We start from the raw sequence: 13,722 nt of genomic DNA, 5'->3' as shown, positions 1-13,722 counted from the left end.
CGGAATAATCCTTTTATAGTCAGCATATGTCGCTTGCAAAATTATTATATGCACTGCACTATAATCCTTTATCTTTTACTATCATATGTTTGATAGAGCTTTGAGATAGCGCGGACGACGGGAGGAGTTAATTATGTATATAAATAATTTAAGAGCACTCCGGATATGGGGTTTTGGGAATTATTTCCCGGTGTCAGGCTGCCGGGAAATAATTCCTTTAGATGTAACACCCCTGGCTATCACTTATGTTTTCCATGTTTCATTTTCAGCAACTAAAGAATTGATCAAGATTAATTATCTGCAAATAAAAAAAGGCTTAGGTTGGCTAAAGCCTTTTTTGGTGTTAAGCAAATTATGATGTTAATCAATGAATACAAACTAGTGATATAAGGCATTGTGAGTTCAAATACGAATATGTTCTTAACATAGGGGTTTGAAAAGGGGATCCCCCTTTTCCGGTTTAAGGAGGGTGCTCAGAAACACGAAGTGTTTCGTCGAAGGGAACCATAGGGTTCCCTAGCGAAGAACAAGTTGAATATAGACAGAAAGCTTGCGCAGGATGACAGGCAAGCTATGATAAGTCTGTGAAATTCAGACTCGGGAGGTTAACTTGAAAGACTTCACTTGCGTTTGTATTCCAAGCAAACCTGTGAATTTATGGCCGTGCGAAATATTCAAAGTATTTCGCAATACTTTGAAAGCGCACATGGCCAATTAACCTCCTTTATTCGCCACATTGCGATAAGGGATAATCACTTACATAACATTTTGTGGCCACGAATGTGGCTCATGGAGGTTAATATGCTTGGCTTTAGCAGGAATAACAGACTGGTTGTCAGTAAAACATTGACTAAAATGCTCATATCATTCTTTATTATAGTGATTTTGTCCACTTCGCTGATTGCAGGTGTACTGTACCAGCGGTTTTCAAAGGCTACCGTCGAGGGTATAAGGAAAAATATAGAAGAAAATCTGGCACAGAACATGAATCAGCTTGAACTTATAAGGGACCAGGTGTATTCAATAGGCTTGCAGCTTATAAGTGACAGCGATATAGTTGATTCAATGTACCGTAACGGTGCTACAGATGAATTAATAAAGTATAAGGCCACAAGAAAGCTCTATCAGGTGAAAAGCAGCAATCCAATGATACATTCCATATATGTCTACAACAGCGAAACAAAGCAGTTTACCAGCAGCCTGGGTTCCTCCGGTCTGAACTCGCTGGATGCCGAAATGAAGAAAATGACTGTGGACTACAAGGAAGGCAACAAGTTGAAATTCATTCCGCTGAGCTACACCAACAAGTCTCCCAATGGCAGCAAAACAAATGAAAAGATCATTACCTTTATTTTTGTAGACTCATCCCAGGACTATATAAAAAGTGACATAAAGGGCAACGGACTGCTGGACAGCGTAGTCATTATAAATTTAAACGCCGATTATATACAGAAAGCTTTTACCCGGCAGTACACTTCCCCCAGCAGCAGTATTTTCCTCCTGGACAAGGGAGGAGAAGTCATATGCGACTCTGATTACGGGTATTTCAGCAAAAACATATCGGACAGGCAATATATAAAAAAAGTACTTGAATCGGATAAAAAAAGCGGATATATGATCAGTGACGATGAGGGTAAGAAATACCTGATAACTTACAATATGTCTTCAAAAATACCCTTTTTGTTTGTCAACAGGTATGATTATCAAATACTGCTTCAGGAAGTCCAAAACCTTAAAAATTCAATTATTCTGATCTGTGTATTCATAGGAATCATATGTATCATAGTTGCAGGCCTGGCCGCATATAATGTTTACCTCCCCTTCGGAAGACTTGTAAGAACCGTTGAATGGCATCTGAAAAGTGAATATAAGGAAAACAGGAGACGGAGAACCTATAATGAGGTTGAGTACCTGTCAAATGCTTTTACCAATATAATTAAAAAATCGAATGAACTTGAAAATTCCATACAGCAGAATATTCCAATGCTCAGAAAAATGTTTCTGACCGAAATGCTGTCAGGCCATTTCTCTTCCAGTGATGTGTCAACCAAGGTAAAAGAACTGGGGATTAATATCGTGCAGGAAAAGACCTGTGTTGTATTATTCAGCATAGATGGATATCTGGCGCTCAAAGGTATAGAAAACAAAATTGAAATTGCTGAAAAGAAGGATGTTGCGGATAAAATCATCAGGGCCTCTTTTAATAAGTTTTCCGGAATGGAGTTGGTGGATCTGGAGGAGGATATGTTTGCCTTAATGCTCAATATCAGGCGCACAGAAGAGTATGATGAACAGCTGAATACATGTATCAAGGCCTGTCAGAAACAAATCGGGGATGAGCTGGATATTACCCTCAGTGCTGCAAAGGGTATGCTTGTAAGCATCCTGGAGGATGTCGGACTTTCATACGCCAATGCACTCAATCTGCTGAAATACAGATTTATTTACGGGTATAACTGTGTCCTGGACAATACTCTTGTAAAACCAGGCATAAAGGATAATTCTGTGGCGCTGGACAAAAACCGTAAAAAAATTATCCAGTCCATCAAGGTATGTGACGAAAAACAGGTGAAACTGGGCCTGGAGGAGCTTGTAAAACTCATAGGCGCCTGCCAGTATGATTTTATCAGACTGACCATCAATCAGCTGGTTCTGGATATTATGACGGCTGTAGGCTGTATTTTGAACCCTGCAGAGGAAGAACTGGATTTCAATAATATTTACTCCAATTTAAACAAAAGTGATACTCTGGAGGCTGCAAAGGAGTGGCTGGAATCTTATTGCTGCGGAATAATTCACAGGCTCGAACAAAAGAAGGATAACAGGCAGAAGGATATGATAGAAAGAGTGCTGGAATATATACGTACCAATTATCTGAGAACGGATATTTCCTCTGAAATGCTGTCGGACATGGTCAGTCTTACTCCCGGATATTTCGGTAAGATTTTCAGCGACTTTGTAGGCAAATCTGTAAATGAATATATAATAGAGCTTCGTATGAACAGGGCAAAGGAACTTCTGGAGAAAAATAACCTCTCGGTAAATGATATCGCAGCTCAGGTAGGCTTTTCAAATCAATCATATTTTACCGCAACCTTCAGAAAGTGGAACGGAATAACTCCAAACCAGTACAGAGGTCAATTTAAAAATCCCCTGTAACGTTTGCTTCGATGTTCAAGAAGATATTTTCAGACGACAGATTTTCTAATGATATGGTATAAAACAGGGAGTGGGAGAAGGCTATGAAATTAAAAATTATTGCCTGTAAGTTTCTTATAATTATTTTGATTATTGTTTCTTTCAGTTCTTTAATGTCATGCGGAGAATCGGATAAGGTGCAGAGTCAGGGAGTAAAACAGCAAGAGCTTGAGAGATATCCCCTTTCAGTTTATGTTGCGGGAGAAAAGCCCGCACAGCAGGATGAAGTCTGTAAAGTAATAAGTGAGAAGACCAGGGATACCTTGAATATTGACTTAACCATAAACTATATACCCTGGGGGGATTATATAGACCAGATGCGGTTAAAGTCCATATCGGGAGAAGAGTATGATATCTGCCTTAATTTTGCGTCCCAGCTGGCCTCAAGTATAGCAAGGAAACAATGTATTCCGCTGAACGGATTGATTGACCAATACGGAGAGGATTTGAAAAAACAGATTCCCCCTGATTTGTGGGACAGTGTTACTGTAAACGGTCAAATATACGGTGTTCCGTCGGTTTATGCAAGGGCCGGTATGGGAAGGAGCATACTGATAAGAAAAGACCTGAGGGAGAAATATAATCTGCCCAAAGTTGAAAACCAGAGTACTCTGGAAAATTACCTTGAAACCATTTCAAAAAATGAGAAGGATATGATACCCATCCTTGCCGACAGTCTTGGAATCATAGCAAACGATAAGGATTTTTTAGGGCATGAGGTATATATTTTTGGCAATGATGCCCTGGGATATATGTACATTGATATTGACAGCGGAAAATACAAGGTGGAGAACTACTTTAAGACCTCTGTTTTCAAAAGGATCTGGAAAGAGAATATTAAAGCCTATGAAAAAGGCTGGTTTGAAAAGGATATTTTATCCGATACCAGCAGGGATTATAAGTTTGTAACCGGACAGGCCGCGGCAATGGCGGGAGACCTGTACAATATTGTAGAAAGGCAGAATCAGCTTTCCAAAAATGTTCCCGAAGGCAGGATAGAGCTGGCGATTTTTAATAAAGAGGGCAAATGGATAAACCTGACGCCGGTAAATAATTACGCAATGCTTTCCTCCAACGGAAAACATCCCGAAAGGGCAATTATGTTTCTTAACTGGCTGAGGCAGAGCCAGGAGAATTATGATATGCTGATGCTGGGCATAGAAGGAAAAACCTATAACCTGGTGGGTGAAGAGGTTCAGGTACCCGACGGGATCAATCCTGTTGACCGGTATAATCCCACACCCTGGTTTACAATGCATTTCCCGTATCTCCGCACCTGGACTTCCGACCCGGAAGAATATAAAAATGCCCTTGATTTTTGGAAAGAGCTCAAGCCTGAGACTTCGCCGCTGGCATCCTTTGCCTTTTCATGTGACAATGTAAAAGCGGAATCTCTTGCAGTCCAAAGACTGGTAGAGGAAACGGGGCGTCCGCTCAATACGGGAATAATCAGCAGTGAGGCGGAGTATCAGAAATTTCTGGAGGAGCTTGACAAAGCGGGAATTGAAAAGATCATAGAGGATACTCAAAAACAGATAGATAAACATTTGAGGAATAAATAAGCTGTAAATTAAAGAAAGCATAGTAAACAATCCAGGAAAATATCAGGTAAATCAAGTTAAATATTGCAAAGTCTCACCGAAGAATACCCGAAAGGGTATCTTTTTTTTGTCTCCCAAATTACAGCTATGCCATGAAAGTCTTGTATAAGGCTTGCTTCACGTTTTTATAAAAAATTATAATTTTATAAAAAAAATCAAATCCAAGAGATTTATAAATTTATAAAAAGTCAATATGCACAAATTTTAAATAATTTGCAAAACTCAAAATAGTTATTATATACAAAAAGCTGCCGGGATTTTATGATGAATTTGCCAGCCACAGTAACAAAATTTTTTAAAAAGACAATTACATTTAATTTAGGGGGAATGATAATTTGTATCATGAAAAGGTGCTGATAAATAAAAAACTGAAACATGGTATACTATTTGAGCTTTTTCAAAACAGGGCATTATATCTCATGGCACTGCCGGGAATAGCCTTTCTGCTGATTTTCAGCTATTATCCCATGCTGGGAATTCAAATAGCATTCAGAGATTACAACTTTCAGGATGGAATCTGGCACAGTCCATTCGTCGGCTTTAAATATTTTGAGATTTTTTTCAAATCTCCCTATGCGGGGAATTTGTTATTTACTACATTATATCTCAATATTTTATTCATAGTAACAGGTCTTATTGTTTCGGTTACAATAGCAATCCTGCTTAATGAAATAACAAACAGCCTTGTAAGGAGAGTATTACAGTCGTCAATGTTTTTTCCGTATTTTCTCTCGTGGGTAATCATATCCGCATTGGTATACAGCTTTCTTAATGATAAATTCGGTGCGCTTAACATGCTGCTCAAGAGTATGGGTTTTTCGACGGTCACCTGGTACAACGAACCCCGTCTGTGGAGAGGGATACTGACTGTCATAAATACCTGGCAATCCTTCGGTTATAACGTTGTTATATATCTTGCGGCCATTGTTTCAATAAATAATGAGTTATATGAATCAGCCAGGATCGATGGGGCTTCAAAATTTGATGAAATATTCAGAATTACACTTCCGCAGTTGATCCCCACCATCGTATTAATGCTTCTATTGGCATTGGGAAAAGTATTTTACGGCAATTTCGGCATGATTTATTCAATTATAGGTGATAACGGCATTTTAAATCAAACCACAGACATCATAGATACCTATATATTCAGAGCTATGAGAAATAACGGTGATTTCAGCACCGGAACGGCTGTGGGGCTTTTCCAGTCGGTCTGCGGTTTTATTACGGTAGTGGTATTCAACAAGCTAGTAAAAAAATATGACGACACCATGGGATTGTTTTAGAAAGGAAAATACAGGATGGATAAACGATTTAGTCTTTTCAGAATAACCAATACAATATTTCTGGCAGTAGTATCAATATTAACGCTGTTTCCTTTTCTGGTCGTACTGGCTGTCTCTTTCTCGGATGAGAGCAGCATTGCAAAAAACGGCTTCAGACTTATTCCAGAGAAGTGGTCACTGGGTGCATACCGGCTGTTATTTGAAGGATCGGTTGTATTTGATGCTTACAGGATATCGATAATTGTAACCGTTGCAGGCACTATTATCTCTGTATTGATTACCTCAATGCTGGGTTATGCACTGTCAAGGAAGAGTTTAAAATACCGCAATGTCCTGAATATGATTGTATACATCCCAATGATTTTTTCAGGGGGTTTGGTACCCTTTTATATGGTTTTGCTCAAGCTCCACCTGAAGGACAATATCCTGGGTCTTATACTGCCAATGTTGTTCAATCCGTTTTTCATGTTTCTGATCCTGAACTTTTTCAGAGGTCTGCCGGATGCGGTCATTGAATCGGCCAAGATTGACGGAGCCGGTGAATTCAGGATCTACCGCAGCATAGTAATGAGACTGGCAGCTCCGGGAATAGCAACAATTACTCTTTTTTATGCCTTGAATTACTGGAACGAGTGGAATCTGGCACTGCTGCTCATAAATGATACCAAGCTTTATCCGCTTCAATACCTGCTTAGAATGATCTTAATGAGAGTCTCTTACGTAGGTCAGGCGGCAATGAATGCAAATGTATCGGAAATCCCGGCGGAATCCACTAAAATGGCTACGGTTATTGTAACAATCGGTCCCATAATGCTGGTTTACCCCTTTGTACAAAAATACTTTATAAAAGGTATAACTATAGGCGCAGTTAAAGGTTAGGCTTAATCCGGAGAAATCCGGTTGGCATAAATTTAATTTAAAGGAGAGTTGAAAAAATGAAGAAGGTAATTAAATTATTGTGTCTGGCTATGGCATTAACAATGCTTTTAACCACTCTTGCAGGCTGCGGAAAAGATACCTCGGCAGAACAGTCAGCGGCCTCTTCAGGTCAGTCGGCAGCATCCTCGGCATCGGCAGATAACTCGGCCGCAAAACTGCAGGAAGTACCTGTTACGATTTACGTGGCAGGAGACAGACCCAAGCAGCAGGATGAAGTACTGGAAGCAATAAATAACGCGACAAAAGATGAACTGAATATCAATCTTAAAGTTAACTACATACCCTGGGGAGATTACGTAAGCCAGGTCAAGCTGAAAGCATCTGCCGGAGAGGAATTCGATATTTTCCTCAGCTTTTTCGGAGAACTTTCAGGCAATATTGCAAGAAAACAGTGTATTTCCATAAATGACCTCCTTGATAAATACGGTCCCGATCTGAAGCAGCAGATACCGCAGAACCTGTGGGATTCTCTGACTGTTGACGGGAAGATATACGGCATACCGGCAGTTTACGCAATGACTGAAATGGGAAGAGGTTTCCTGGTCCGCAAAGACCTTAGGGAAAAGTACAATCTTCCTGAGATAACAAGTCTTGCAACATATGAGCAGTTCCTTGATACAATTGCTAAAAATGAACCCGATGTCATACCGTGTCTTGGCGGTGACCTGTCCTCCGCGGTTGTTTGTGACGCAGGTAAAATCGGACATTCGATATTTACCTTTGGCGGAGATAACATGAGTTATCTGTATGTGGATCAGGACAAGAGACCTCTGAAGGTGGAAAACTATGTAGAGACCGATTTGTTCAAGGAAATATGGAAAGAGGATATAAAGGCCTATAACAATGGCTGGTTTGAGAAGGATTTCCTCTCCGACAAGGACCGCGACGGCAAATTCATCGCCGGTAAAGCTGCTTCCATGGGTGGTGACCTTTATAATATAAATGACCGTGAAAACCAGCTCAAAAAGAACGTACCAAACGGTGAGGTTGAACTGGCAATAATTAATAAGGGCGGAAAATGGATAAATATAGGTCCGGTTAACAATTTCGGCATGATATCCTCAACCAGTAAAAATCCTGACAGGGCAGTAATGTTTATGAACTGGCTGAGAAAAGACCAGAAGAATTATGACATGTACATGCTGGGTATTGAAGGAAAGACCTACAAACTTAACGGGGAAAAGGCGGAGGTTCCGGAAGGCACCGATCCTAAAGACAGATACAATCCTACACCCTGGTTTACAATGCATTTCCCTTACCTGAGAACCTGGACGACAGATTCACCTGCATATACACAGGCATTGGATTTCTGGAACAGCTTAAAGCCTGAGACAGCACCTCTTTCGACCTTCTCATACTCAAGTGAAAATGTAAAGGCTGAAAAGGCGGCAGTAGAAAAGGTTATGACCGATGAAGTGATTCCGTTGTTCTTCGGTGCAAAGCAGAAAGGTGAGGACTATGACAAGGTTGTTAAAAACCTTAAGGCTGCCGGTATTCAGAGGATATTAGATGATACACAGAAGCAGATAGACGATTTTGTGGCAAAAAATAATATTAAATAGGATATAGTTATTACACACACAAATAAAAGAGAAACAACAAAACTCAAGGTGCTCGGAGCCTTGAGTTTTGTTGTTTTGTTGTATAGAAAACCACAAGCTATGTGAAGTTGTAAAGTCAATGTTGGCTGATTTAATAACCACCTTAGGAAAAGTCTTGTTTGGCTCTATACCGAACAGGGCTTAAGTACCCTAATGCATAAGCTGGCCGCTCACTATTAAAATAATTGACGTAGTTATTTAAAAATTTAGGAAAATCCATTTTTTCCTCTCCAATATATTTCTGCCTTTATCCAGCCATTTATTGATTCAATAGATTATCTGTTGGAGTTCCCACTCGTGACATAGAATGAATTATGTTATAATTTTTAGGAGCTTCGATAAAGGCTTTTGAGGAATAGACTGATCCCTGGTCCGTGTGCAAAACGATGGGTTCTTTCTGTTCCTTTACTTTTTCTTTTAAATCTTCAAGACATTGATAGTATGGAACCTTATCACCTTTCACGTGTTGAAATATGATGAGAAAAAATTTCGTTATTAAAGATGTCTAAAATATAAGTCCATTCATACAAAATATTATTCTGTCTTATCTTCAATAAATTTTGATCGACAGTCGGATACATTCAATAGAATATTAAAATTAGTGATATTTTAGCTTTTAATACTCACTACGCATAACACTATACCTTTATTCATTTAATAAAGTATTACTACTGAACCCACTTCTATCCAAGTGCGAAAATTGAGCAATTATATGTTTATAAGGTTGATAAACAATAATATTATCACTAATCCATTTATCTCCATAACCACAAAACCAGACGTTTTGAAAGATACGAGTTAGCATATTAAAATATTCGCACTTATCAATTTCATTAATATTCCATCCCTTTAATGGGACTACTAAGTACATATCATTTCTTATACATTGGGTAAATAAAAATGATAAAAAGTGATTACTTAATATGTGTGAACATATCTTCATCTCATCAAAAGAATAGTTTTTATCTACTAACTCAAAAATAATAGGTGAAGATCCTGGATCGACTACATTTATTATGTTTTTTCCTTTAAAACAGTCTATTATAGATTTGTCTATTATGTTATTATTCCATAATACAGTAAAAGCTTTTTCACATTCTGGTAAAAGTCCAGTTAAATAAAATTGTAGTATTCCTTGGCCGTCTGTTAAAACCGTGACATCTTTGAAAATGCTTGTTAAAGCTTGTACTGTAGGTAGTGTTAAGATTTCTATATTACCTAAATTAGCTGGTGGTGTATACTGAATCCGAAGCGAATTGTCATTGTAACAATATAACATCGCGACCATAAATTGTATTTCACTATTTGAAACTAAAATACCTTTAGAATCAATTTTGTGAAAAAAATTCATATAATTTATATGTTTACATTTTAAAATACTTTGGTTCAATATATTTTGTTCGTCCTTAAGATCTGGAAGAATTCTATTATTGTACTTAATAAGCGTGAGTTTTCCCTCCCGTTCAAAAACTTTTTCTATCACTAATTATAACAGAGTTTTCTTTTTTTTGTAAATTATATAATACGTATTTATACATTGGTTTGAAATAAACTAAAAGAAGATACCAAATTAAAAAGCAAAATATCCAAATATAATTAATTTTTACTAATTGTAATGATTTATCCATAATTAATGGAGCACTAGCAAAAGGAATCACTGACTTTACATTTGCCCAAGAATCTAATTCCCAAAATGGAAATTGGTATACAACTATCTGCCTACTTAATGCTGTCGGAAGAAATTTTAAAAAGGTGGATTTTAAATAAAAGAAAATAACATAAATCTCTAAAAGTTGAATTGATGTTCCTAAAATTAATGCTATAGGGATGTTGGAAAAAGTTAATTTTAATCCATACCCAATCATTCCCCAAAATGACAAAAAGATATACACTGCTATAAACATTTTTAAAGAATGAAATAAAATATCTTTACTTATATTAATATTACGTACATAAGATATTGTAAGTTCTTCCAAAATGAATGATGTCAATATTGATGTAACCCAAAAAATAAAGTTTCCAATTAATAGTTTTTTCATTGTACTAAAAATTTGTAGTAAAAAATTATTTTTCTCACTAGGTAAAATGGTGCCAAAAATACAAGCAAAAATCCCACCACAAAGTAGTATAAAATTACCTGTTTGAATTACACAAAACTCAGGAGATAACCAGTAGAAGACATTAAACTCAGGATGGGATTCTAATATTTTTACTGCAGTGTTTCTAGTTGTATAAAAAGAAATTATTGTTCCAATAATAAATACCACTGTAAAGACTACAATGTAATGCATGAAAGTCAATTTTAATTTTCTTAACATATTAAAAATTCCTTTTAATTTAGAATCCTTCTATCAGATATAATATCTGTAGAAGGATTCTATTAATTTTTTACAATCTTAAATTCTAGACTAGCGGTATACATTTACAGAAGCAGGAGGGGTATACGGTGCTAAAGTAGCTGTATATTCATTATTTAATAAAGCTGTACCTGTCAGAGTAGCATTAGTTGTTATTGGTGCTGGAAACCTTCTTTGAAATGATCCATATAGTTTTAGTAATATTCCACCATATACTGTAGTAGTTTGTTTAGTACCATCTCCCCATGTAACAACCGGACTTACACGAGATAATGCCATTGTACTAGCAACCGTCCAATCAGCATCACAGTATAAATTACCTATTGGTACTAATATCAATTCACACGTTCCTCCTATTACAACATCAAGTGGAGTAACTTTAGAATCACTAGTCGCCAATTTAGAGTCTGTGGATTGGGAGTCATTAATAATTATATTGCCTCTACTTGTGTTGGAATCTATGCTTTGTGCAAATGCAACAGAAAATAACATGGTACTTATTAAACAGAATATTCCCATACTAATACAAATTCTTTTTAATTTTTTCATAATAAAAATCTCCTTTACATTTTTTCTTATTTTATCTTGCAGGTATGCCCGTAGCTACAAATCTAATGTACACTTATTATCATCAAAAAGAAATACTGGTAATTCATTATAGGTATATATTGGTATAAAAAGGGCTTTATGTATAAAAACTAGGTCCTATATTGGGTTAACATCCAATATAGGACCTAGTACATGAGATTAAAGCAGTTTCACCTTATTCTGACAATTTTTTTCAGACAATAAATGATATAATTTTGAAGATATACCATTTACAAGGAGGAAATAAATGAAACAATTATTTGTTAAGGATAGAAATTGCTTAAAAAAAATTGATTTAAACGAAATATATTACTTCTCAACGGTAGGAAATAAAATTATTGCATTTACTATAGATTCTAGCATTGAATTAGCAGTATCATCTTTAAATTATTTGAATGAACTATTATCTAATAACAGCTCAAACTTTTTCAGATGCCATAAAAGCTTTATTATTAATTTAAATAAGATAGATTGTATCAGTAAGTTTAATAATAAGACTTATAACATTAGTTTCAAGGATATTAAAAATCAGGTTTATATAACCCAAAAAAATCTAAAAAATCTAAAAGAAAAAATTTCAATAATCTAGTATTAAAGGTTCAACTGGTTAAATATATACATACCCCAGTTTCAGAACAAGAAGGAAGGTTCTGGTAATACTGAAAGTAAAGAATAGATAACTGATTATGTATAAAGACTACTCTCTGATTCTTTCATAAGCATAGGAGTAGTTCTTTTTTTCTGTAAAATGGGGTAATGGGAGCAGCCGTGTCATGTACTGAAAAGTAAAGGTAATTGTATAGCAATATCAATTTAAAAGTCTTTCGTTCATATTGAGGTCAAAATTGCCATATGGGTTGATGTGTACATATAAGTGGTGTGAGTGCCCTGATATCTCCAGGTATTCTTTTTTTAAACTTTCAATTTTTATTTCCCTGCTTAGCGACAGTAAGTCTTAATTGTTCGATTTCAGGTAAATCAGAACTAGTATGTATAGCTGCAAATTTATTCCCTGGATGACCCTTAGGTTTTAGGCCATCTTCACCATTATCTAGATATTTATGAACCCAATGATTTAATAGATTATAATCCATATTTTCTTCTTTCGCTAGACGTTTGATGCCTGAATATGCATATAAATAACGTTGTACTATTCGTAATTCTTCTTCATAAGTCCAATTTCTTCTTCTAGTACCTTTACCAATTCCAATAATCTCACACACCTGTAATTAATTATAAAAGAAAAGTAGGCAAGGTGGTTTATAATCCTTGTCTACTTTTCTTTTATAACTTCACTGTGCTGGTGGTAATTGACTTGCGTGAAGAAGAAGTCATTTTGGACTTCGGTTTCCCTATTTTGGCGGTTTACACACCTTGCATGCAGTATAGCCGTCCTTTTTGGCATCGCTTAAACTTATTGAAATTTTACTTTTTTTAAGATACCTGCAGTTCGAACGGTGATATTTTTCACCGGTTTTTGTTATGTAAACGGTTACCGATTTCTTATTGCTTGACGCCAATCGGTCGGTCTGCAGGGAACTTGATATATTGGCTGTTTGCGCTTCCGGATTGTAAATGTGATTGTCGGCTGAAATCGGTGCTGCGGTAAGTAAAAGCAATGCGGCCAATAAGCCCAGGATTATTCTTTTAATTCTGTTCATGTCTGTTACCTCCTATATATACCATTTTAAACCTGTAAATAAAATATCGCAATAAGTATGGAATTATGATATTAACGCATGATATAATAATTCTCCGGAGGGATGCAATCATGGAAGAAACATTGAACCTCATACTTGATAAGCTGGGAAAGCTGGATAAACTCGAGGCCGATATTAATGCTTTAAAAGCTGAAGGCAAGGTTACACATCAAAAGTTGGACATGATCATTGATGAAGCAGCAACTATTAAAGAACAAATTACATACCATGATATGAAAATCCAAGTTTTAAATGACAAGACAAAAGCTATCTGACCGGTAGCGTTTTATTTTTTTAAATTCCTATTCCAACATATTACATCACAACCGCTTAAAATCAAACCTGGCGTAAATGTGCCCTCACCCACTATCAATTCCGGAGTAATTTCAGTATAATATATCTGTTTGTACTTGCGTTTAATACTGTCGGTTTGTTGTTATATACGTGCCGTA

The 13,722-nt window shown here is 36.4% G+C and carries 15 protein-coding genes; 8 read left to right on the top strand and 7 right to left on the bottom strand.

Annotated elements, in window-relative coordinates; genetic code table 11:
* Positions 1–133 precede the first annotated feature (133 nt).
* From CTER_RS07130 to CTER_RS07105, 6 genes are all read left to right on the top strand, one after another.
* On the top strand, positions 134–358 hold the full coding sequence (locus tag CTER_RS07130; protein WP_004624536.1) for a hypothetical protein: 225 nt from the start codon (positions 134–136) through the stop codon (positions 356–358).
* Between the two features lie 443 nt (positions 359–801).
* The gene (locus tag CTER_RS07125) at positions 802–3,159 is read left to right on the top strand and encodes an AraC family transcriptional regulator (RefSeq protein WP_004624623.1); all 2,358 of its coding nucleotides are present in this window, start codon (positions 802–804) and stop codon (positions 3,157–3,159) included.
* Between the two features lie 83 nt (positions 3,160–3,242).
* A complete protein-coding gene (locus CTER_RS07120; protein WP_004624707.1) occupies positions 3,243–4,760 on the top strand; it encodes an extracellular solute-binding protein in 1,518 nt (505 codons plus the stop codon).
* Between the two features lie 374 nt (positions 4,761–5,134).
* Positions 5,135–6,085, top strand: a complete 951-nt coding sequence (locus CTER_RS07115; protein WP_004624616.1) for an ABC transporter permease — start codon at positions 5,135–5,137, stop codon at positions 6,083–6,085.
* Positions 6,086–6,100: 15 nt separating this feature from the next.
* The gene (locus CTER_RS07110) at positions 6,101–6,964 is read left to right on the top strand and encodes a carbohydrate ABC transporter permease (protein ID WP_004624663.1); all 864 of its coding nucleotides are present in this window, start codon (positions 6,101–6,103) and stop codon (positions 6,962–6,964) included.
* A gap of 56 nt (positions 6,965–7,020) precedes the next feature.
* Positions 7,021–8,586: an extracellular solute-binding protein gene (locus CTER_RS07105; RefSeq protein WP_004624546.1), complete on the top strand. Its 1,566-nt coding sequence runs from the start codon at positions 7,021–7,023 to the stop codon at positions 8,584–8,586.
* A 142-nt stretch (positions 8,587–8,728) separates the two neighbouring features.
* On the opposite strand, the gene CTER_RS29250 is transcribed toward CTER_RS07105, so the two are convergent.
* The 5 genes from CTER_RS29250 to CTER_RS07090 all read right to left on the bottom strand — a co-directional run bounded on the left by CTER_RS29250 (position 8,729) and on the right by CTER_RS07090 (position 11,531).
* Positions 8,729–8,845 (bottom strand): IS3 family transposase, encoded by a 117-nt coding sequence (locus CTER_RS29250; protein ID WP_083908935.1) that lies wholly within the window; start codon positions 8,843–8,845, stop codon positions 8,729–8,731.
* Between the two features lie 39 nt (positions 8,846–8,884).
* The gene (locus tag CTER_RS29245; protein WP_165585949.1) at positions 8,885–9,088 is read right to left on the bottom strand and encodes a DDE-type integrase/transposase/recombinase; all 204 of its coding nucleotides are present in this window, start codon (positions 9,086–9,088) and stop codon (positions 8,885–8,887) included.
* Positions 9,089–9,271: 183 nt separating this feature from the next.
* The gene (locus CTER_RS07100; RefSeq protein ID WP_131469383.1) at positions 9,272–10,015 is read right to left on the bottom strand and encodes a hypothetical protein; all 744 of its coding nucleotides are present in this window, start codon (positions 10,013–10,015) and stop codon (positions 9,272–9,274) included.
* A 73-nt stretch (positions 10,016–10,088) separates the two neighbouring features.
* The gene (locus CTER_RS07095) at positions 10,089–10,943 is read right to left on the bottom strand and encodes a hypothetical protein (protein WP_004624571.1); all 855 of its coding nucleotides are present in this window, start codon (positions 10,941–10,943) and stop codon (positions 10,089–10,091) included.
* A gap of 90 nt (positions 10,944–11,033) precedes the next feature.
* Positions 11,034–11,531: a hypothetical protein gene (locus CTER_RS07090; protein ID WP_004624610.1), complete on the bottom strand. Its 498-nt coding sequence runs from the start codon at positions 11,529–11,531 to the stop codon at positions 11,034–11,036.
* Between the two features lie 286 nt (positions 11,532–11,817).
* Between CTER_RS07090 and CTER_RS07085 the strand changes: the two genes are divergently transcribed.
* Entirely contained in the window at positions 11,818–12,159 is a 342-nt protein-coding gene (locus CTER_RS07085; protein ID WP_004624652.1) for a LytR/AlgR family response regulator transcription factor, read from the top strand.
* A 331-nt stretch (positions 12,160–12,490) separates the two neighbouring features.
* Here CTER_RS07085 and CTER_RS07080 read toward each other — a convergent pair whose 3' ends face one another.
* Together CTER_RS07080 and CTER_RS28525 are read right to left on the bottom strand one after the other, a co-directional pair.
* Positions 12,491–12,793, bottom strand: coding sequence for a transposase (locus CTER_RS07080; RefSeq protein WP_242834942.1), 303 nt, complete (start codon positions 12,791–12,793; stop codon positions 12,491–12,493).
* A gap of 129 nt (positions 12,794–12,922) precedes the next feature.
* Positions 12,923–13,231 (bottom strand): hypothetical protein, encoded by a 309-nt coding sequence (locus CTER_RS28525; RefSeq protein WP_004624712.1) that lies wholly within the window; start codon positions 13,229–13,231, stop codon positions 12,923–12,925.
* Positions 13,232–13,341: 110 nt separating this feature from the next.
* Between CTER_RS28525 and CTER_RS07070 the strand changes: the two genes are divergently transcribed.
* Positions 13,342–13,545, top strand: a complete 204-nt coding sequence (locus CTER_RS07070) for a hypothetical protein (RefSeq protein WP_004624624.1) — start codon at positions 13,342–13,344, stop codon at positions 13,543–13,545.
* The last annotated feature ends 177 nt before the right edge of the window (positions 13,546–13,722 follow it).

The sequence above is a fragment of the Ruminiclostridium cellobioparum subsp. termitidis CT1112 genome (assembly GCF_000350485.1).
Taxonomy (GTDB): domain Bacteria; phylum Bacillota; class Clostridia; order Acetivibrionales; family DSM-1351; genus Ruminiclostridium; species Ruminiclostridium termitidis.
The sequence above is the reverse complement of the archived record's forward strand: the minus strand, read 5'-3'. Positions and strand labels throughout refer to the sequence as shown.